The 20,359-nt window shown below is 68.8% G+C and carries 16 protein-coding genes; 7 read left to right on the forward strand and 9 right to left on the reverse strand.

Translation table 11 applies throughout. The features are described from left to right. Positions 1–67: 67 nt before the first annotated feature. The 3 genes from AC069H_RS38085 to AC069H_RS38095 form a co-directional block, all read right to left on the reverse strand. The gene (locus AC069H_RS38085) at positions 68–1,858 is read right to left on the reverse strand and encodes an aKG-HExxH-type peptide beta-hydroxylase (RefSeq protein ID WP_478235545.1); all 1,791 of its coding nucleotides are present in this window, start codon (positions 1,856–1,858) and stop codon (positions 68–70) included. 26 nt (positions 1,859–1,884) lie between these two features. After that, positions 1,885–2,082, reverse strand: a complete 198-nt coding sequence (locus tag AC069H_RS38090) for a hypothetical protein (RefSeq protein ID WP_340684921.1) — start codon at positions 2,080–2,082, stop codon at positions 1,885–1,887. A 77-nt stretch (positions 2,083–2,159) separates the two neighbouring features. Continuing rightward, complete coding sequence (locus AC069H_RS38095) at positions 2,160–2,873, reverse strand: Crp/Fnr family transcriptional regulator (RefSeq protein ID WP_478229797.1); 714 nt, start codon at positions 2,871–2,873, stop codon at positions 2,160–2,162. A 185-nt stretch (positions 2,874–3,058) separates the two neighbouring features. Between AC069H_RS38095 and AC069H_RS38100 the strand changes: the two genes are divergently transcribed. Together AC069H_RS38100 and AC069H_RS38105 are read left to right on the forward strand one after the other, a co-directional pair. Beyond that, complete coding sequence (locus tag AC069H_RS38100) at positions 3,059–3,472, forward strand: hypothetical protein (protein WP_478229798.1); 414 nt, start codon at positions 3,059–3,061, stop codon at positions 3,470–3,472. Positions 3,473–4,252: 780 nt separating this feature from the next. Beyond that, positions 4,253–6,784, forward strand: coding sequence for a phosphocholine-specific phospholipase C (locus AC069H_RS38105; RefSeq protein WP_478235546.1), 2,532 nt, complete (start codon positions 4,253–4,255; stop codon positions 6,782–6,784). Between the two features lie 221 nt (positions 6,785–7,005). Here AC069H_RS38105 and AC069H_RS38110 read toward each other — a convergent pair whose 3' ends face one another. Beyond that, positions 7,006–7,512 carry a MarR family winged helix-turn-helix transcriptional regulator gene (locus tag AC069H_RS38110; protein ID WP_478229800.1) on the reverse strand — a complete coding sequence of 169 codons (507 nt, stop codon included), beginning with the start codon at positions 7,510–7,512 and terminating at the stop codon, positions 7,006–7,008. Between the two features lie 93 nt (positions 7,513–7,605). On the opposite strand from AC069H_RS38110, the gene AC069H_RS38115 reads away from it, so the two are divergent. Beyond that, positions 7,606–8,508, forward strand: coding sequence for an EamA family transporter (locus tag AC069H_RS38115; protein ID WP_478235547.1), 903 nt, complete (start codon positions 7,606–7,608; stop codon positions 8,506–8,508). Here the strand turns inward: AC069H_RS38115 and AC069H_RS38120 are convergent. Continuing rightward, a complete protein-coding gene (locus tag AC069H_RS38120) occupies positions 8,492–9,709 on the reverse strand; it encodes a cytochrome P450 (RefSeq protein ID WP_478235548.1) in 1,218 nt (405 codons plus the stop codon). The two genes, AC069H_RS38115 and AC069H_RS38120, sit on opposite strands and share 17 nt — an antisense overlap. 132 nt (positions 9,710–9,841) lie before the next feature. Between AC069H_RS38120 and AC069H_RS38125 the strand changes: the two genes are divergently transcribed. Together AC069H_RS38125 and AC069H_RS38130 are read left to right on the forward strand one after the other, a co-directional pair. Continuing rightward, the gene (locus AC069H_RS38125) at positions 9,842–10,774 is read left to right on the forward strand and encodes an ATP-binding cassette domain-containing protein (RefSeq protein WP_478235549.1); all 933 of its coding nucleotides are present in this window, start codon (positions 9,842–9,844) and stop codon (positions 10,772–10,774) included. A 17-nt stretch (positions 10,775–10,791) separates the two neighbouring features. After that, positions 10,792–11,514 carry an ABC transporter permease gene (locus AC069H_RS38130; protein ID WP_425342090.1) on the forward strand — a complete coding sequence of 241 codons (723 nt, stop codon included), beginning with the start codon at positions 10,792–10,794 and terminating at the stop codon, positions 11,512–11,514. Here AC069H_RS38130 and AC069H_RS38135 read toward each other — a convergent pair. Together AC069H_RS38135 and AC069H_RS38140 are read right to left on the reverse strand one after the other, a co-directional pair. Continuing rightward, positions 11,498–14,623 carry an AfsR/SARP family transcriptional regulator gene (locus AC069H_RS38135; RefSeq protein WP_478235550.1) on the reverse strand — a complete coding sequence of 1,042 codons (3,126 nt, stop codon included), beginning with the start codon at positions 14,621–14,623 and terminating at the stop codon, positions 11,498–11,500. The two genes, AC069H_RS38130 and AC069H_RS38135, sit on opposite strands and share 17 nt — an antisense overlap. A gap of 32 nt (positions 14,624–14,655) precedes the next feature. Further along, positions 14,656–15,225 (reverse strand): YbhB/YbcL family Raf kinase inhibitor-like protein, encoded by a 570-nt coding sequence (locus AC069H_RS38140; protein ID WP_478235551.1) that lies wholly within the window; start codon positions 15,223–15,225, stop codon positions 14,656–14,658. 502 nt (positions 15,226–15,727) lie between these two features. Between AC069H_RS38140 and AC069H_RS38145 the strand changes: the two genes are divergently transcribed. Together AC069H_RS38145 and AC069H_RS38150 are read left to right on the forward strand one after the other, a co-directional pair. Then, a complete protein-coding gene (locus tag AC069H_RS38145; protein ID WP_478235552.1) occupies positions 15,728–16,720 on the forward strand; it encodes an alpha/beta hydrolase in 993 nt (330 codons plus the stop codon). A gap of 48 nt (positions 16,721–16,768) precedes the next feature. Then, positions 16,769–17,065, forward strand: coding sequence for a DUF1540 domain-containing protein (locus AC069H_RS38150; RefSeq protein ID WP_016331847.1), 297 nt, complete (start codon positions 16,769–16,771; stop codon positions 17,063–17,065). Between the two features lie 189 nt (positions 17,066–17,254). Here the strand turns inward: AC069H_RS38150 and AC069H_RS38155 are convergent, their stop codons facing one another. Continuing rightward, positions 17,255–17,944: a VCBS repeat-containing protein gene (locus AC069H_RS38155; protein WP_478235553.1), complete on the reverse strand. Its 690-nt coding sequence runs from the start codon at positions 17,942–17,944 to the stop codon at positions 17,255–17,257. A gap of 151 nt (positions 17,945–18,095) precedes the next feature. Then, positions 18,096–20,276, reverse strand: a complete 2,181-nt coding sequence (locus AC069H_RS38160) for an RICIN domain-containing protein (protein WP_478235554.1) — start codon at positions 20,274–20,276, stop codon at positions 18,096–18,098. Positions 20,277–20,359: the final 83 nt, after the last annotated feature.

The following is a 20,359-nucleotide window of genomic DNA, read 5'->3' on the forward strand; positions in this document are numbered from 1 at the left end:
CCCGGAACACAAGCAGCAGGCCGAGGCGCCCGCGCCAACTGCGACATCGACCCGATCCTGATGTGACTCAACCAGGAACAAACTGCCCGATCCAGGCGGCGAGCTGTTCCACGGTCGGGGGCCGTGGAACGGCTCGCAAGGGCCGATGCACGGCCCGGACGAGTTCGGGGCAGTGCAGCAAGGCGCGGGCGGCGGGGTGTTGGCCTCGTGCGGCGAGCGCGAGGCCCAGCCCGACCAGGGAGTTCGGCCGGTCCGGGTCCGTGGCGAGTTCCCGCCGGTAGCCCCGGATTGCTTCGAGGAAATCGCCCGCGGTGTAAGCGAGGTCCGCGGCGGTGGCGCCGGGCACCGCCGGCGGGCGTCCGTCCGGCGACAGCGGTGTGCCACCGACGGCGAGCCGGATCAGGTCCGTTCTGGCGTGGGACCAGGCTCCGTCCGGTACCGGAGTCGGGGGGAGGTCCGGGGCGTCGAGTGTGGCGGGTGGCCTCGGCCTGCCACTGAGCCATGCCGCCGCCAGCTCGGTCACCACGGCCGGGTCCGGCCGCAGGTGGCGGGCCCGCCAGCCGGCGAGGTGATCCCGGCCGGCGGCCGCGGCCAGTTCGCCCGCCTCCGCCGGCACGGGCTCGTCCTGCCAGGGGCCGAGGCGTTCGGCTATGTCATCGAGGAACCGGCGTCCGGCGTCGGTCAGTGTCGGGTCCTCGCGCAGGACCCGCAAGGTGCGCCACGTCTGCTCGCGCCAGAACGCGAATTCGAAGCCGGAGCGCCGGGGGCTGTGACCGGCATGGGTCAGCGCGCGCCAGAACGCGGTGACCCCGAAGAAGGCGTAGACCCCTTGCAGGGCACCGCTCACGGGCCGCGGATCATCCCGCCACGTCACGTAGATCCGTTCACGGGGATCCGGCTCGTACAATTCGACCAGATGCAGCAGACCGCCGAGCACGATGTGCTGGAACTCGTGGATCAAGGTCTCCGCGAGGGACGCGCCGTCGGCGGGCAGGCCGACCACCGCGCTGCCGAACGCCTCCCCGGTCGACGCGCTCGGATTCCGGAAGAGCACCTGGGGTCTCGGCACCAATGAGGCGAGCCCCACGGGCATGATGCGGGCCAAACCGGGGAGATGGGCGGTGATCAGGCGGCACGCTTCGTCGATCAGCCGTTGCCAATCCGCCAATTCCTTGCCAGGCAGCCTTTCCGGTGGGACCGGTTCGTAGAGCCCCCGATAGGGGTCGAGATCGTCCAGCCACAGGGAGAACCGGTGCGCGCCGACCTGGCTCCGGACTCGCCGGATTCCCCACCAGCCCGGGGCATCGGCGTCGGGCGAGCCGGGCAGGCGGACCGTCGTTTCGGCGTTCGAGATGAGGTACCGGCCGTTATCGCCTCGTACGACGGCCGAAGAAAACGCCGCGGTACCGGGAAATCTCGCCATGCCGAGGGAAGGGAGCATGGCGTTGCCGTGCCAGGCCGGGATGGTCGTCTCGAAGTCGAGCTCCGCCCGGATCGCCGCTGCCGCCGCGATCGCGTGCGCGTGGCCCAGATGCATCCACAAAGGACCGATGCCGTCGATTCCGTTGCGTAGCAAACGAGTCGTGTAGCCCGCCCAGCTGCCGGTGTACGGGTTGGTGAGCATCCGGTTCACTGCCTTGGGTGCTCGTGCTTCCGCACGTGCGAGCAGTTCCCAGGCGGAATCCAACGGTGGCAGGGGACCCGAATGATCCACTGTCTTCGTGGCCTCGGTCAGCAACGCGTGGATCAGCAGTTTGCGACGGCTTCGCTCGGCCCGCCGCAGCCGCCGGGCCATTTCCTCGTCGCCGTCAAGGCGCGCCAGCGCGTCGAAGTCCCGCCACGACAACCGGTGGAACACGGGGCGAACCTCGGCAGGCGGCGACATCAGTCGATGCGCTCGCCACCGGAGGGGTTTCCGCTTCTGTAGCGTGCGCGGACGAGGGTCGTGCGTTCGACGACGTGGTGCGCCGACTGGCGGAAGGCTTCCCCGTCCAGCTCCCGCAACGCGGTGAAGGAGACCGCGTCGAGATCGATCAACGCCGATTCGATGTCCGGTTCGGTGTTCGCCGAGAAAGAACTCATCGTGCCGATTCCCTCCACCCCGTGAAACGGTTGCGAGAGTTGAACCTCGACAAGGATAGCCGAGATTTCGTGACCGATCAGGCCTCGACGGGCGGCGGTGGCCGCCCGGCCGCCAATTCCCGTAAGGCGCGAGGACGGGTGATGGTGACGCGCTGACGCGCGGTGCGCACGACACCCAGCCGCCGGAGTTCTTCGAGGCCGCGGATCAGGGTGCTGCGTGAGACGCGCGCGAAGCCCGCCAATTCCCCTTGGTTGAACCGGAGATCGACCTGCTGCCCGTCCGTCCAGTCGACGGCGTGCTGCAACGCCAGTTCCAGGAGGACCGCGGCGAGGCGTTGCGGGAAATCCGGCCCGCCGGCTTCGAGTCGCAGCCTGTCGGACTGCTGCAGCCGGATCGCCGCGGTACGGAAGATCTCTTCCGCGATACGCGGCCGGTCCCGCAGGACGCCGAGGAACTTCTCCCTCGGCACGACGAGGGTGCGCACCTCGTCGATCGCCGACATGGTGGCGGACCGGGGGAGTCCGCTGATCGGTGCCAGCTCGCCCACGATCTCCGCGGGGCCGCGGGCGGCGAGCGGCGCGTCCTCGCCGCGATAGTTGGTGGCGCTGATCTTCACCCAGCCGTGGAGGACGACGAACATACTGGTGGGCGGACTGCCCTGGAGGGCGAGGATCTGCCCTGGCCGCCACACCTTCACATGGCCCGCGCGCCGGAGAGCGGCCTGCTCCGCGGGCGTCAGCCGCCCCCAGGTTCCGAAGCCCCCGTGATCACCCGTTGGAGAACCGGTCATCCTGGCCCTCCGGATCGCCGGGGGCCGGATTCGCGCTGTGTTCCATTTGACGCATCAGCCACTCCCCCGACTCGTCAGCATGGTCAGTGGGCAGAACGACCCGGAAGTTTCGCACCGCAACCGGTAATTGTGCCAGGCAAGGGGTGACTTCACCAGGCCTCGGGCCGGCGACAGGGGAGGACGTCATGCGCAGCGCCGAAAGTGTCATGGGACGGCCGAAGGATCACCGGCGTGAGCCGGCCGTACCGAATCCGCGGACGCCCAAGGCGTTCGGCCGAAGACCGGCTTTCTTCGCGCCGCACCCGCCGCTGATGTCCGGCGGGTGGTACCAGGGCGACGATCAGGAGGTCGTCGGCCCGGGGCGGTATCCGGTTCCGCGCCCGCCCGCCAAATCGGTGAAAGTGGCGTTGTCGTGGGTGCTCTTTCTGGGCCCGTTGGGATTTTGTTACGTGTCACCCGTCGGCGGGCTGATCGCGACGGCGGCTTCGGTCACGGCGATCACCGTCGGCGGGATCGCGTTGATGGCCGTGATCTGGCCTGTCGTCATGGTGCTCGCGGTGGCGGCGTTGTCCGGGCGTCCGGACGGCGACACGAAATGACGTCCGGCCGGTTGCCGGCCGGGTGAACCGGGTGGGGGACGCTCAAGGGGGGCGGCCCCCACCACGGTTTCCGCCGCGTGATCGGTGGGGGAGTTGGAAACTGGCGGTGTGTTCGGTGCCGTTGCGCGGGTTTCGCGTGACTGGATGGACGACACACGGCGGAACCCGGGCGTGCGCGAGTCGTCTGCCGGATCACGAGTACCGGCCGTTCGGGCCTCTGCGGTGAAGGACCCCTTCACTAGCTCAAGGCAGAGGCGGCCTTCGCGGCCGTGGTTCTGGACTGGCCGACAGGAGCTGACCGCGCCCCCGAGTGTCCACCAAGGACACTTTCCGCTGACTCAATGTCCGAGTGATGCCCAGATGGGCGATTTCACGACCCCCTCGCCGAACCGTGCAAATCACCCAAGTCAGACACTTTCACCGCGGAAAAGTCCGTTATGAACAGTGGGAAAGGTGCCTGGTCGGCTAGTCCCGCTCCTGCCGCCAACTCCGGAACGCCACGTTTGCCTTACCTCTCTATAACCGTCCTTAACGCTCACGAGTACATGAAGGCCAGGGGCGACCGCCGCAGAATCCGCGTAGGTAGCCAAGACACCTTGGTCACCACTCACGACCTCTGAACCGGCTACGAAAGTCGTGTCTTGTTGCTCCGATCATGCAGCCCGCGGGCGGAACCCTTGAACGGATCAGCACCATATGCTTCTATCTGCTCGATAGTCGCCGAAAAGGTGCAGTTTCGAACATGATCGACCGGGTTCAACGCCATTCCGGGAGGGCTCCGTGCGCCGTCGTACCCTGCTGAAAGCCGCTGGCGCGGCTTCCGCTTTCACCTTGCTCCCGGCGAGCGTCCGGCAGGCGCTCGCCGCCGAGGCGCCGACGGGCGGGCTCGACGTCATCGAGCATGTCGTGGTGTTCATGCAGGAGAACCGGTCGTTCGACCATTATCTGGGGACGCTGCGCGGTGTGCGGGGATTCGCCGATCCGGCCGCGATCAAACTGCCTTCCGGGGCCTCGGTCTTCCAGCAGCCCGACGGCGCGGGAACGCTCCTGCCGTACGCGATCGACGACCAGTTCATGGCCGACGTCGACCACAGCTGGTCCGGCGGGCACCGGGCGTGGAACAAGGGCCGCCACGACGCGTGGCGCGCGGCCAAGGGTGTTCGCTCGCTGACTTATCACCGGCGTTCGGCGCTGCCGTTCTATCACGAACTCGCCGACGCGTTCACGGTCTGCGATGCCTACCATTGCTCGGAAATGGGGCCGACCAACCCGAACCGGATGTATCTGTTCACCGGCAAACTCGGCTTCGAACCGGACGGCACGACCCGCGCGATCGGCAATGACGCGTGGCAGAACCCCGGGCACACCGGCTACACCTGGAAGACCTACGCCGAGCGGCTTCAGGCCGCGGGCCGCAGTTGGCGGGTGTATCAGGAATGGGACAATTACGGCGACAATTCGCTGGACTATTTCAGCAGTTTCCTTGCCGTCGGCGCCAAGGCCTTGTCGAAGGTGAAGGACTCCGCGGGCAAAGCCTTCCCGAAGCTGGAGTACTTCTACTACGCCCTGGATTCGGCCTCGGCCGCCGAACGGACCCGGCTGCTCGACGGACTGGCCGCGGGGGTGGCGACCTTGACCGCGACCGAGCGCGCTCTGTACGACCGGGGCCTGGCCAGGGTCGCGCCGAAGCAGTTGCCGGTCGCCTTCAAGGCCGATGTCGACGCGGGCAGGCTGCCGTCGGTGTCGTGGATCGTCGCGCCGGAATCGCAGACCGAACATCCCGCGTGGGGGCCCAACACCGGGGCCGAGCTGGTGAAGTCGATCCTCGACACGATCGCCTCGAAACCCGGCGTGTGGAACAAGACCTTGTTCCTGCTGACCTACGACGAGGACGGCGGCTTCTTCGACCACATGCCACCGCCCGCCCCACCCGCCTCGGACGACGAGGGCAAGAGTTCCGTGGCCACGACCGACGAATTCGTCTCCGGTGAGCCGATCGGGCTGGGGGTGCGGGTGCCCATGTTCGTCATCTCGCCGTGGAGCCGGGGCGGGAAGGTGTGCTCGGAGGTCTTCGACCACACCTCGGTGTTGCGGTTCCTGGAACGGTGGAGCGGCGTCGCCGAGCCGAACATCTCGCCGTGGCGGCGCACCGTATGCGGCGACCTGACTTCGGCGCTGGACACCACGGCGCCGAACGCGACCTATCCGGCGCTGACCGAACCGGTGCCGACGAGCGGGCCCTGGAACACTCAGCCGCAGCCGCCTTCCGTGCAGAAGCTTCCGGTGCCGGAGACCGGTGTCCGGCCCGCAAGGCCCTTGCCTTACCGGTTGGCGGTTTCCGGACGAGTGACGGCCGAGCGGTTCTGGATCGACTTCGCCAACACCGGAACCGCGGGCGCCCATTTCTCCGTGTACGCCAACGCGCACCGCACCGATGGGCCTTGGCGCTACACACTCGGCGGGAACGCGACGCTCTCGGATTACTGGCAGGTGGGTTCCCCGGAGGGCGCGTACGACCTCACCGCGCACGGCCCCAACGGTTTCCTGAGGCGGTTCGCGGGCAATCGGATCACCGCGACCACCGGCGGCGCGCCGAATCCGGAAGTCGTGCTGCGGCCGGGTTCCGGCGTCGTGTACCTGACGATGACCAACGCCGGCGCGGCGTGCGAGCTGACCGTGCGCACCGGCAACCGGGGTGGCGGACCGTGGACGTACACGGTCGCCCAAGGCGCGACGGTCGAGGACTGGTTCAGCACCGAAGGCGGCATGGGCGGCTGGTACGACCTGACCGTTCAGGGGCCGGACGGCTTCCTTCGTCGCTTCGCGGGGCATGTCGAGACGGGCGCCGAGAGCATCAGCGACCCGGTGATGGGCTCCGGGCCGCTCGCCGCCACCGTCCGCTCGGCCGACAGCCAGGAGACCGTGGGCGAGTCCGGCGCCGCCACGAACGCCGTCGACGGTGATCCCGCCACCCACTGGCACACCAAGTGGTCCGGCGGGGAAGACCCGCTGCCCCACGAAATCCAGCTCGATCTGGGCGCCGCCCGCACCGTCACCGGCCTGGCCTACCTGCCGCGCCAGGACGGTTCCGGCCACGGCCGCGTCGGTGCGTACGAGGTCTGCCTGAGCACCGACGGGTCCGCCTGGGGAAGCCCCGTCGCCACGGGTACCTTCGCCGACGACGCCGCCCGGAAGACCCTGCGGTTCTGGCCCACTCGGGCGCGCTATGTGCGGTTCCGCGCCCTCACCGAGGCGGGCGGGCGCGGCCCGTGGACGTCGGCGGCGGAGGTCACCCCGCTCGGCTGGACGTGACACGAACGGTCCCCGTCTACTCTCGATCCTGAAGCCCGCCGAGGGTTCTGGCACGTGGAAGCCGACGCGGGTGACGACCATTCCGCCGGGCCGGACCCAGCCGCTCACCGCGAACTGGCCGCCACGCATCCGGGGACTTACGTGAGCGGAATCCTCGCCGACCCGGCGTGAGGCTTCGGCCCGGCTACGCGGTGGCTGGGTGTACACCGCCCGCGCTGAAGTCACTCCAGTGACGTGTCGCCGAAGTGTTCGAGCAGCAGCCGCAGGCCGCCGATCAGTTCGGCCCACTGCGCCGGTTTCAGATCGGGCAGGAGGTCGGCTTCGTTCTCCAGGTGGAGTACGAAGACCTCGTCGACGACTTCGCGGCCTTTGCCGGTCAGCCGGATCTTGACCGAACGGCGGTCGTCACTGTCGCGCACCCGCTCGACCAGGCCCTTGGCCTCCATGCGATCGATCCGGTTCGTGATCGCCCCCGAGGTGACCATCGCGGCCTTGAGCAGCGCGCCGGGTGTCAGGCCGTCGGCTTCGCCTGATCGGCGGAGCGTGGTGAGCACGTCGAACTCCCACGACTCCAGGTCGTGCCGGGCGTTGAACTCCTTGAGCTTCCGGTCGAGGATCCGGGAAAGCCGCTGAACGCGGCCGATCACCTCGGCGGGCCAGAGCTTGTCTTCGAGGTCCGGCCGCTCGTGCCGCCACAGCGCGATCACCGCGTCCACCGCGTCGGCCATGACACCCTCCAATCGTCTCAACATTAAGAGACTTGACATTGACAGAAGTCGCTGCTGTTATCTCAACGTTGAGATTATCAGTGAGGAGACATCATGGCGGTCATCGCCGAACGGCCTGTCGCTCCGACCGAGCAGGCGGCCGCGAAACCGACGCTCCGTGACGCCGCGCTCGCCGCACTGGCACCGGCCAGCTGGGGCACCGTGTACGTCGTCACCGCGACCCTCCTGCCCCCGGACCGGCCACTGCTGGCCGCCGCGCTGCGGGCTCTCCCGGCCGGGCTGCTCCTGCTGGCACTGACCAGACGGCTCCCGCACGGATCCTGGTGGTGGAAGACGACCGTGCTCGGAATGCTCAACTTCGGTGCCTTCCTGCCGTTGATCTTCCTTGCCGCGTATCGCCTTCCCGGCGGGGTCGCCGCGACCCTCGGCGCCCTCCAACCGCTGCTGGTCGCCTTGCTCGCGCTGCCGATCCTCCGGGTCCGGACACCGGCGCCGATCCTGCTCGCCTCGATCGTCGGCGCCGGTGGTGTCGCCCTGCTGACCCTTTCGGCGGAAGCCCGCCTCGACCCGCTCGGCCTGGCCGCCATGCTCGCCGCCGTCGGGCTCATGGCCGTTTCCCTGATCCTGACCAAGAAATGGGGCCGCCCCGAGAATCCGCTGGCGATGACCGGCTGGCAGCTGACCTTGGGCGGAGTCGTCCTGGCCCCGGCGACGCTCCTGTTCGAAGGTCTCCCGGACTCGCTGACGACCGCGAACCTGCTCGGCTACGCCTACATCGGCATCGTCACCACCGCGCTGGCCTATCCGCTGTGGTTCCGCGGCATCGATCGCCTCGCCCCGGCGTCGGTCTCCCTGCTGACGCTGACCAACCCCCTCGTCGCCACGGCCGCCGGGTTCCTCGTGCTCGGCCAGGCCCTCACCGGCTGGCAGCTCACCGGCTTCGCCATCGCGCTCACCGCGTTGACGCTGAGCCAAACACTCAGGACTCCCAGGTGACCGGCAATTCGTGGACGCCGTAGATGTTCATGTCGGTCTTGAGCCTGACCTCGCCGGCGGGGACGGCGAGCGCGAGCGTCGGGAAGCGGCGCAGCAATCCCTCGAAACCCGCCTTCATCTCGATCCGCGCCAGCTGCTGGCCGAGGCACTGGTGGATGCCGTGCCCGAAGGACAACAGGCCGCGGGCGTTGCGACGCAGGTCCAACGCGTCGGGATTCTGGAACCGCCGCGGGTCACGGTTGGCGGCCAGCAGCGAGATGATGACGGTCGACCCCGCGCGGATCGTTTCACCGCCGAGTTCCAGGTCTTCCGTGGCGTAGCGGAAGAAGATGTCGGCGACGGACAGGTAGCGAAGCATCTCTTCGACGGCGCCGGGCAGCAGCTCCGCGTCGGCACGCAGTTCGGCCAGCTGTTCGGGGTGTTCCAGTAGCGCGAAAGTGCCCAGCGACAACATGTTCGCGGTGGTCTCGTGGCCCGCGAGCAGCAGCAGGAAAGCGGCTCCCGTCAGCTCCTCGATGGTGAGGTCGTCGTGGCGGCCGAGATCGGACAGGATGTCGTCGCCGGGAGTCTCGCGTTTGCGGGTGACCAGTTCGGTGAGGAAGGTGTTCATCCCGATGAAGGCGGCCATCTTCTCCTCCAGCGTCTGGTCCCTGACCATGAGCTGGGCTGAGTCGGCCTGGAAGTTCTCCCGGTCCTCGTAGGGGACGCCGAGCAGTTCGCAGATCACCAGCGACGGCACCGGCAGCGCGAACTCCTTGACCAGATCGACCGGCGGGACCAGCGCGGCCATCGCGTCCAGCTGCCGTTCGGTGATCTCGACGATGTGGTCTTCGAGCTGCTTCATCCGTTTGACGGTGAAAGCGCCGGTGAGCCGCTTGCGCAACCGGCCGTGGTCCGGCGGGTCCATGGCGACGAACATGCCCGGCATCGGCGGGGAGGGCTCGGTCGGGGTGGGCATCCCCGGGGTCTCGTACGGCGCGTGGAGGATGCCGATGTCCTGGCGCGAGCTGAACCGGGTGTCGGCCAGCAGCTGCCGGGCCTCGTCGTAGCCGGTGACGAGCCAGCCCTCGTGGCCGTCGGGGAAGACCATGGGACTCACCGGGCGGGCCTCGCGCAGCCGGGTGATCTCGCTGGGCGGGTCGAAGGGGCCCGCGTCGCGGTCCATCGGGAGGCCCTGCGGGATGGGAACCGTCTGAGTCATCGCTTCGCCTTTCGTGGTGGTTGTGACCACCACCGTCCTCGCGAGCCCTGACATCGGGCTGACACGGCGCTGACACCACCCGTGTCAGCGGCGTGGCGGGGGCGTGTCAGCGTGGCCGCCCAGAGTGTGCCCATGACAGAAACAGCGATCGCGGTTTCGGGACTGCGAAAGACCTTCGGGGACAAGGTCGTGCTCGACGGTATCGACCTGGAAGTCCCCGCCGGCACCATTTTCTCCCTGCTCGGCCCGAACGGGGCGGGGAAGACCACGACGGTGAACCTGCTGACCACACTGATGAAGGCCGACGGCGGGACGGCGAAGGTCGCCGGCCACGACCTCGTGACCGAGGCCAAGGCGGTGCGCGCGGCGATCGGGGTCACCGGCCAGTTCGCGGCGGTGGACGAACTGCTGACGGGCCAGGAGAACCTGCAGCTGATGGCGGATCTGAGCCGCGGGACCGCGGGCAAGCGGGTCGTGGCCGACCTGCTGGAACGCTTCGACCTGGTGGAATCGGCGCGGAAACCGGCGGCGGCCTACTCCGGCGGTATGCGCCGGAAACTGGATCTGGCGATGACGCTCGTCGGCGATCCGCGGATCATCTTCCTCGACGAGCCCACCACGGGACTGGACCCGCGCAGCCGTCGCACGATGTGGTCGATCATCCGTGAGCTGGTGGGCGGCGGCGTCACCGTCTTCCTCACCACCCAGTACCTCGAGGAAGCCGACCAGCTCGCCGACCGGATCGCGGTCCTCGACCAGGGCCGCCTGGTCGCACAGGGCACTCCCGACGAACTCAAGCGCCGGATGCCCGGAACGCATGTCCGGCTGCGGTTCACCACCGTCGCCGAACTCGACGCGGCCGCGCGGATCCTCCCCGGGGCGACCAGGGACGACGAGGCGCTCGCCCTGCGGATCCCCAGCGACGGCGGGACGAAATCGCTGCGCTCGCTGCTGGACCGGCTCGACGAGTACGCGGTCGCCGCCGAAGAGTTCTCCGTCCACACCCCTGATCTCGATGACGTTTTCCTCGCCCTGACGGGCCACAGCACGGAGGCAGTGAAGTGAAATCCGCGTCCACGGTGATGTTGCGCCGTAATTTCAAGCACCTCGTCCGCAACCCGACCTCGGTGTTCAACGCGATCCTGATGCCGGTCGTGATGATGTTGATGTTCGTGTACGTGTTCGGAGACGCGTTCAGCGTCGGCGTCGATTACGTCGACTACGCGACGCCGGGATTGATGCTGCTGGCCGTCTGCTACGGGCTCGGCGCGACCGCGACCGCGGTGAACTCCGACATGACCAAGGGCATCATCAACCGGTTCAAGGTCATGGACGTCTCCCGCGGCGCGGTGCTGAACGGGCATGTCGTCGCCAGCGTGCTGACCAACCTGCTCGCCATCGCGGCACTCACCGGGGTGGCCTTCCTGCTCGGCTTCTCCCCGGCGGCCGGTTTCCTCGACTGGCTGGGTGTGGTGGGGATCGTCGTCCTGCTCGGTTTCGCGGCGGCCTGGCTCACGGTCGCGCTGGGGCTGTCGGCGAAATCGCCGGAAACCGCGGGGATGGCCTCGGTGCCGCTGGTCATGCTGCCGTTCTTCAGCAGCGCGATCGTGCCCGCCGAAAAGATGGGACCCGGGCTCCGGGAGTTCGCCGAGTATCAGCCCTTCACGCCGATCATCGAGACCCTGCGCGGGCTGCTCAACGGGGCACCGGCCGCGGGCGACGTGCTCCCCGCCCTCGGGTGGTGCGCCGGGATCGCGCTCGCCGGATACCTGTGGGCGTCCTCGACGTTCAAGAAGCGAGCGTGACCTCGGCCAGCCGCTTCCAGTCCGCTTCGGTGCCCTCTCGCGCCGCCTCCGCGAATTTCGCTTCGCCGAGGCGGCGCAGCACGGTCTCCTCGATCCGGGTCACGTCCGGACGGGACCGGTCCGGCAGCCCGCGCAGCTCGTCGGCCGCCCCGAGCAGCCGTGCGGCCTGCTCGGGATCGTCCTGGCGCAGGGCCAGATCCGCGATCCCGACGAGCATGTGGGCGATCAGGGGCACGTGCCGCACCTCGGCGGCCGCGTGCCAGGCCGCCTGCCGGTGTTCACGGGACTTTTCGAGCTCCTCCGCGAAATAGCCGAGAAGGTCGTGACTGATGGCGCGAACGTGGCCGAGGCCGGCTTCGTCGCCCATCACGGTCGTCGCGATGTCGAGCTGCCGCGCCGCCTCCTCGGTTTCCCCGCGCCAGTGGGCGAGTTCCGCGTGCGCGAGGGCGAGCATGCCCAGCGCGCCCGGCCAGGTGACGCGTTCGGCGTACCGCTGCGCTTCGGCCACCGCGGCCGCGCTGGCCTCCTCGTCGCCCATCAGCCAGTACAGCTGCGCCTGCCGCGACCGCAGCCGGATGAGGTCCTCCATGGAGCCGACCTCGGTCACGACCGTGACCGCCTCTTCGTAGTACGCGCATGCGGTGGCGAACTCGCCGCGAGTGGCGATGCGGTCCGCCAGTTCGGTCAGGGCGAACGAGATCCCGAATCGTTCGCCGATCGCCCGGAACTCGGCGAGCGCCTGCTCGAGATACTCGTCCGCCTCCCGGCCGGGATGGCCGAGCGTGATCCGCATCTTGCCGAGGTGCAGCCTGCCCAGCGCGCGGACCCAGTCGTTCTCGTCCCCCAGCACCGGTTCCCACGCGGACAGCGCTTCGTCCCCGGCCAGCATGCGTTCCAACGGGACGACGAGCCCGAGCAGCGGGTGCTTGTTCTCACTGCGCGTGCCCAGCCGGTACGACTCGTGGATCCACTTCGCCGCGGTGTGTTCGTCGGCGAAACCGGAACTCACGAACAGCGAGACGAGCCCGTACACCACGGCCGCGACGTCGTCGGACACCTCGCCCGGCGTCCTGACGGCCGCGCTGACCAGCTCCATGCCTTCCGTGCGGTGCCCGCTGAGCCACCAGTACCAACCGCAGGCCGCCGCGAGCCGCATCGCCTCCGGGCCCTCGCCCGCGGTGAGGGCGCCACGCATCGCGGACGTGATGTTGTCGTGCTCGGCCTTGAGTTTGGCGAGCCATTCCAGCTGCTCGGCGCGACGGAGCATCGGCTCCGCGGCCTCGGCGAGCTCGGTGAAATAAGCGAGATGCGCGTGGCGCGCCACCACCGTTTCGCCCGCCTCGGCGAGCCGTTGCGCGGCGTACTCCTTGATCGTGCCGAGCATCCGGTAGCGCGGCGCTTCGTCGCCCGCCGCGACCAGCAGCGACTTTTCGGTCAGCGTCGTGAGCAGTTCGAGGACCTCGTACTGCTCGACCGCCTCGCTGACGCAGACCCGCTCGGCCGCTTCGAGGCTCGCCCCGCCCGAGAACACCGAGAGCCTGCACAGGACCGTCCGTTCGGCGTCGGACAGCAGCTCCCAGCTCCAGTCGACCATGGCGCGCAGCGTCCGGTGCCGGGGCAGCGCGGTCCGGCTGCCGCCGGTCAGCAGGCGGAACCGGTCGTCGAGCCGGTTCGCGAGCTGCTCGATGGACATGGTGCGCAGCCTGGCCGCGGCCAGTTCGATCGCCAGCGGCATCCCGTCCAGGATCCGGCACACGCGCGCCACGGTGGACAGAGTCGTCTCGTCAGCCACGAAATCCTTGTGTACCGCGCTCGCCCGGTCCCGCAGCAACCGGACGGCGGGGGAGGATTCGATCTCGGCGGCGCCGGCGTGCCGGTCCGGCACCGCCAGCGGCACGACATGCCACAACGTCTCGCCGGTGATACCGAGCGGCTCCCGGCTCGTCGCCAGTATCCGCAGACGGCGGCATTCCCCGAGCACACGATGGGCGAACGCCGCGGCCGCCTCGATCACGTGCTCGCAGTTGTCGAGGATCAGCAGGACTTCCCGGTCCCGGATCGCGGCGATGACCCGTTCGACGGGCTCCGCGTTCGACGAGTCGCCGAGCAGGGCGTCCCGCAGCCCGAGCGCGGCGAGAGTAGCTTGCGCGACATCATCTTCCGGGCCGATGGCCGCGAGTTCCACCAGCCATGCCCCGTCCGGCAGATCGCCGAGCAAGGTGCGCGCGGTTTCCGTGGCCAGCCGGGTCTTTCCCGAGCCGCCGGGACCGAGCAGCGTGGTGAGCCGGTGCCCGGCGACGAGGTCGCGGACCTTGGCGACGTCGGCGTCCTTGCCGACGAAGCTGGTCAGCTCGGCGCGCACGTTGGTCTTGCGGTTCTCTTCACGCCGTCCCAGCTCGCCCCGCAGCAGCGCGACGTGTACCGCGGACAGCTCCGGCGACGGATCGACGCCGAGCGCGTCGGCCAGGGCTTCCCGCGTGCGCTGGTACACGAGCAGCGCTTCGGTGTCGCGGCCCGTCGCCGCGAGGGCCCGCATCAGGGCGGCGACCAGGCGCTCACGCAGCGGATGCGCGGCCACCAGATCGGTCAGTTCGGTGACCAGTTTCGCGCCGTGGCCGAGGTCGAGCTCCGCGTCGAACCGATCCTCCAGCGCCGTCAGGCGAAGCCCTTCGAGCCGGGCGATCGCCGCGTCGAAGGCGCCGCTGTCCTGCAGGCCGACGTCCTGCATGGCCGCGCCGCGCCACAGGGCGAGGGCCTCACGCAGCCGCTTCGGCTCCTCGTCGCCGCGGGCCTGGCCGACGAGACGCTCGAACCGCACGGCGTCGACGGCGTCGGGCGACACCTTCAGCCGGTAGCCGTCGGTCTGGCCCTCGACGACCCCTTCCGGCAGCACCTTGCGCAGCCGGGAAACCAAGCGCTGCAAGGCGTTCGTCGCGTCGGCGGGAGGTTGTTCGCCCCAGATCCAGTCGACGAGCGTCGCCTTCGGGACCACCCGGCCCGGTTCGAGCGCGAGCGCGATCAGCAACCCGCGCAACCGGGCACCCGGCACGTCGGCGAGACCGCCGTCGTCCGTGCGCACCTCGAAGGGCCCCAGCATCCCGATCTGCATTGGGCCGATTTTGCCACGGGTGACCAGGGGACTTACGACTCGCCGGTGATCCTCGCCGAGCCGATCGACGCCGCGGTGATCGCCCTGGCGGCGGTCCGGGTCGACGAACCGGAGTTCAGGCCGGTGAGCGACGTCTGGTCGAGGGCGTGCACGACGAACTCGTAGGTGTTCACGGTGGAGGGCGAGCACGGGCCCTGGTAGCCGTAGAGGCTCGCGCTCCCGCGGTAGTAGACCTGCCTGGAGCCGACGGGCACCGGTGGCCGGTAGACGTGCTGGACGTTCTGGGGGAGCGAGGCCGTCGTCACCGGGATGTCGTAGATGACCCAGTGGATCAGGCCGGCGTTGTCGAGGTCGCGCATGACGATCGCGTAGCTCTTGGCCCCGGCTGGAGCGCCCGACCAGGCCAACGGCGGCGACTCGTTCTTCTTGGCCGGGTCCTGCCCGCCGCCGCTGGTGCACTCGTGGACCTTGGGCATGAGGCCGCCGTCGGCGAACGCGGAACTGGACAGGGTGAACGCGGTTTGCTCCGCCGCAGCCGTCGGGGAAAGGCAGGCGGCGCCGAGGGCGAACAGGGCGCAGAACACGATTCTCGTTGCTCTCATCGGAGACTCCCGAGGACGTTTGTGGTTCCCGTGCGCGGAATTCAGCGTAGGCAGCCCGGAACGGGGCGGCTAGCGCACTTTTCCGGCCTATCGAGGTGTTTTCGCCGGATTCAGCCCGTCTCACGCGTGCTTGGACGGCGAACTCGCGTGCTTGGACGGCGAACTCGCGTGCTTGGACGGCGAACTCGCGTGCTTGAGCGGCGAACTCGCGAGTTCCGGCTCTGGACGGGCGGTTCCGGTCGCTCGCCCTGTCGTGTGGTGATGCCGGCGCGGCCGACGGAGCCGATTTTACCGTGAGGAAAGGAGAAAAAGACAAAGGGAGAGCGAGTCGTGCGAAGCTCAACCGCTCGGCTGCTTCTCGACGACCCTCCTGCGGCGGGTGCGGGCGGCGCGCCACCGGGACGGATGTACTGCTGTGTCTCCCGCGCGTCTTCACGTCTCGACCTCGATCTCTGAGCCGGCGTATACGGAATGTCGGCGCCCGGTCGCTAGGCTCGCGCGGATGGTGGAACCCGCATACGATCCCGAACTCGCCGCCGTACTGCCCGTGCTCGCGGGGAATGTGCCGGTCGGCATGACGGCGGATCAGCTGGAGCGCTACCGGGCGCTGCCTTTCCCGACGATCGAAGAGCAGATCGGCGACCGTCCGGTCACCTGGACCGACCACGAGATCCCCGGGTACGACGGCGCGGAGATCACGGTCTCCGTCATCGCACGCCGGGATCATCGCGGCGGCGGGCCGGGGATCTACCACGTGCACGGCGGCGGAATGGTGATGGGCGACCGGTTCGCGTCGGTGCATCCGCTCGTCGACTGGGCCATGAAGTACGACGCCGTCGCGGTCACCGTCGAATTCCGCCGTGCGCCCGAACATCCGCATCCGGTGCCGGTGGAGGACTGCTACGCCGGACTGGAGTGGATGGCCGCGCACGCGGACGAGCTGGGCTTCGACCCTGGCAAGCTGATCATCTTCGGTGGGAGCGGCGGAGGCGGTCTCGCCGCGGGGGTCACGTTGCTGTCGCGCGACCGCGGCGGGCCGGTGCTGTCCGGTCAGCTGCTCCAGTGCCCGATGATCGACGACCGGAACGAGACCGTGTCCGCGCGCCGGTACGACGGTGTCGGCGTCTGGGACCGGACCAGCAACCTGACGGCGTGGACGATGGTCCTCGGGGACCGGCGAGGCGCCCCCGATGTCTCACCGTATGCCGCCCCGGCCCGTGCGACGGATCTCAGCGGATTGCCGCCGACCTTCATCGACGTCGGCGCTGTCGAGGTGTTCCGGGACGAGGCCGTGGCGTACGCGAGTGCGATCTGGGCCGCCGGGGGAGACGCGGAACTGCACGTCTGGAGCGGCGCCTTCCACGGCTTCTACGATCTCGCGCCGGAAACGGCCGTCGCCCGATCGTGCCTCGCCGCCAGGGAGTCCTGGCTGGAACGGCTGCTCGCCGGACGTGAACGAATTTCTCCGAATTGCCGCGGGAACGGGGCGGTGTAACCCTGGTCATACCGAACGACACCACCACCACGAAGTACAGGAGTCGTTATGACCACCACCGAAATGCCCGCTGTCCACGAATGCACGGTCAGCGGATGCTCGTACAACCACGACGGCTGTCACGCTTTCGCCATCACGGTGGGTGGCGGCAATGGATCGGCCGATTGCGGAACGTTCGTCCCGCTCAACACCAAAGGCGGACTCGATCGAGTGACCGCGCAGGTGGGAGCCTGCTCCCGGTCCGATTGCCGCCACAATTCCGCATTGGAATGCACCGCATCGAGTGTCCGGGTAGGGCCGGGCGAGGGTGACCATGCCGCCAACTGCCTGACCTACGCACCGTAGCGGGTACGGCTGGCCCTGAGTGGCGATTCGTGAGTGAAAAGGGTCGTTAGAACGACCCTTTTCACTCACGACCACCTGACCCGACCGCGCACCCCGCCTCCGTCACGTTGCGAAAGAGGCTTTCGCAACATGCCACCTTTGCCCCCTCGATAAGCCCGAATCGCCACTCACGACTGTTCGCGGGCGACGTCAGCTCCCGGCCTGGTCGCAGGTGGCGGCGTCGGTGCCGAGCACCGGGTCGGTCACCGGGCGGTTGGTGATCGGGATGGTCTTCTGGGTGGTCAGCGCGCCGTCGCGAAGGGTGTAGACGGTGCGGGTGCCCGAGTAGGTGAGAGGGTCGGCGCCGACGTCGTCGGCTTCGGCGGCGACGGTTTCGAAGGTGCGGCCGCCTCCTTCGAGCGGGGTGCACCGGTAGCCCAGGTGGGCGGCGACGCCACCGCCTTCGGCGATCGACAGCGGCTTGCCGTCGTTGTCGACGACCTGGCTGAGGTTGCGGCCGTCGTAGTGCAGAGCTGTGAAGAAGGTGGTGTTGGCGCCGACGGACTGGGTGACGATCAGTTCGGCACGGCCATCGCCGTTGAGGTCGGTGACGCGCGGGGCCTCGAGCGGGACGGAGCTGTCGGCGCCGAGGTGGATCGAGGTGAAGGTGCCGTTCACGGTGGCGGAGACGACCTGGTCGTTGTCGCCGGTGAGCTGGGCGGTGACGGTCTCGATCTCGCCGTTGCCGTCGAGGTCGGCCACGGTGGTGACCGGGTCGCCGGAGGGCGGGGTCAGCGGATTGTTCAGCGGGCTCGCCAGCGCCGGGACGATGGCGGCCAGGCTCAGCGCGGCGGCGACGCCGGTGATGGTGGCGGTACGGACGATGCCGGTGTGCTTCATGGTGTTCTCCCTCCACGCTTTCGGTGAACTTTTCACCGAAAGTGCTCTCATGAGGGGAGACGGTTGCGGCGCGGGAGCGTGCAGTGAGAGTGTGATGTGCCACACGAACGCAACCCGGGTGGCCCGCCCCCGAAGGAGCGGGCCGCCCGGATCAGCCGATCGACCACGACTGGAGCGCGGAACCGATGTCGGCCCGCTGTGTGACGGCCGCACCGTCCGAAGTGGACGCCGTGGTCAGGAGCAGGCCCGAACGGACGCTGGCGAGTTTGTAGGTGCCGTCGGGCTGTTTCGCCGCGGTCCAGCGTTGGTTGGACCCGCCCGTGCACGTCCACTGGATGACGCGCGCGCCCGCGGTGGTGGCTCCGCCTTCGACGTCGGCGCACAGTTTCGAATGCGTGTTGGTCAGGGTGTAGGAACCGTCGGTCTGCCTGGTGAACAGCCACTTCTGGTTGGCGCCCTGGTTCGGCGTCCAGGTGACCAGAGGTGTGCCGGCGGCCGTCGACGAGTCCGGGTCGTCGAGGTTCTTGCCTGCCGCGGCCAGGGTGTGGACCCCGCCGAGAGTGCCGGCGCCGGCGTCGGTGAACTTCAGCGTCTGCTCGGCCGCGGTCCGGCCACCTCCGACGGCGTTCCCGGTGGTGTCTGTCCAGGAGCGCAGCGGGGTGGTCTCCGCCAGCCGCGAGGCCTTGCCGGAAAGGCCGAGCACGAGCCCGCTGTAGCGGTTCACCAGCCGGAAGGTTCCCTTGTCCGCAGTGGACGGGATGACGAACCACTGCTGCCCCACCGTCGAGGACGACGTCACGGTGGGTTTCGCGCCCCACGTCCGGCCCGCCTGCACGGCGTCGACGCCGAGGAGCTGGCCCGTGGCGGCGTTGGTGACGCGGTACGAGCCGTCGCCGTCGGACGAGAACTGCCACGCCTCGCGGTCGGAGCCGGTCGTGCTCGCGACGGACGTCGTCGCGGTTCCGTTTCCCTGCGCGAGAACCCGGCCGTCGCCGAGGCCGATGCGGTACTTGCGTGAAGTGTCCACAGGGGACGGTGCGGGTGCGGACGACGTGATGGTCTGGGTGGTGTATTCACCGCCCGCGTTGTTCGAGCACGCCACCGCGCAGTACGACCGGAACTGCTTGCCGATGATGGTCGAGTTCGTCTTGTTCGCGGCGTCCACGAACCAGCGGTACCACGACTGGTTGGTGTAGCTCCCGGTGTCGCCGATCAGCCGCCACTTCTGCGTCGTCAGATCGTCGGTCACGTAATACCGCTGGGGGACGACGCTGTCCACGGCCTCCGGCGCGCCGATGTAGAGACCGAGATGCGCGTTGTAGGCGATGTTCATGATGAACAGATCCGATTTGCGCGGCAGTTGTCCCGCGGCGATCTGCTCGCTGACGTTGCCGGTGTTGGCCGGGTCGTAGTCGTCCGCGACGGGTGTGTAACCGGTGTCGCCCGGGGCGGACACGGGGACCATGTTGCTCTCGCGGCCGCCGACACCGGGCTGGGTCCATCCGCCGTCGAACCACTTCTGCCACGAGCCGGACGCCATCTTGGCCGAGATCGGCGAGCGGGCGACGTGCGCCAGCCCGGTCATCGGGCCGCCGGCGCCCGCCTTCGGCACGATGCGCGAACCGTAGTAGACGTAGAAGTACCCGGAGGCGGTGTCGACGAACAGGCGCGGGTCGCCGTCGCCGTAGTCGAACGTCTGATGCGGGAAGGCCGACGTGTCACCGCGTTCGGTGCTGTAAGGCGAGGTGATCGCGTGGTCGGAGATGGTCCAGGTCTTGCCCTGGTCCTTCGACACGGCCATGTCGATCGCGTCGTAGTGGGAGAACGAGTAGGCGCCGAACGGCTCGGGCGTGAACTCGTTGTGGATCAGGCCGTACCAGTCGCCGGTGTCCGGATCGACCCAGGTGCCGACGAGGTCACAGAAGTTGCGCTGCGAGTAGCCCGACCCGGCGGGCGGGTAGGTGGACTCCTTGCCGGTGGGGCTGTTGTTGCAGCGCCAGGTCGTGTCGTCGTTGCGGTCGGCGGGGTTGGCCGGGTTCACCGCTGTGCTGATGGGGTTCTTGGTGAAGCTGTCGAAATCGCGCCCGCTGTAGAAATCCCACTCACGCGGCTGGTCCGCGCCGTAGAGCGCGGCCGCCTGCTGGAAGTAGAACGTGCCGTCCTTGTCGACATAGCTACTCGCGGGGGTGTCGGTGGTCGGGCTGAACGACTTCTTGGCGTCGACCGTGATGGTGTACGTCGCGTCCGGCGGTGCGGCGTCGGACGACACCGGTACCACCGTGGTCGCCGCCACGGCCAACGCCGCGGCGCCGAGAAGAGGCAGGGTCCGCATGACTCTCTCCCAAGGGTGACCCGCACCACAGTTGGCGGGGCGGTCGCCGATGTTATGAACGTTATTGCGCGTAAGTCAACGCG

It is taken from the genome of Amycolatopsis sp. NPDC043887, assembly GCF_056435665.1.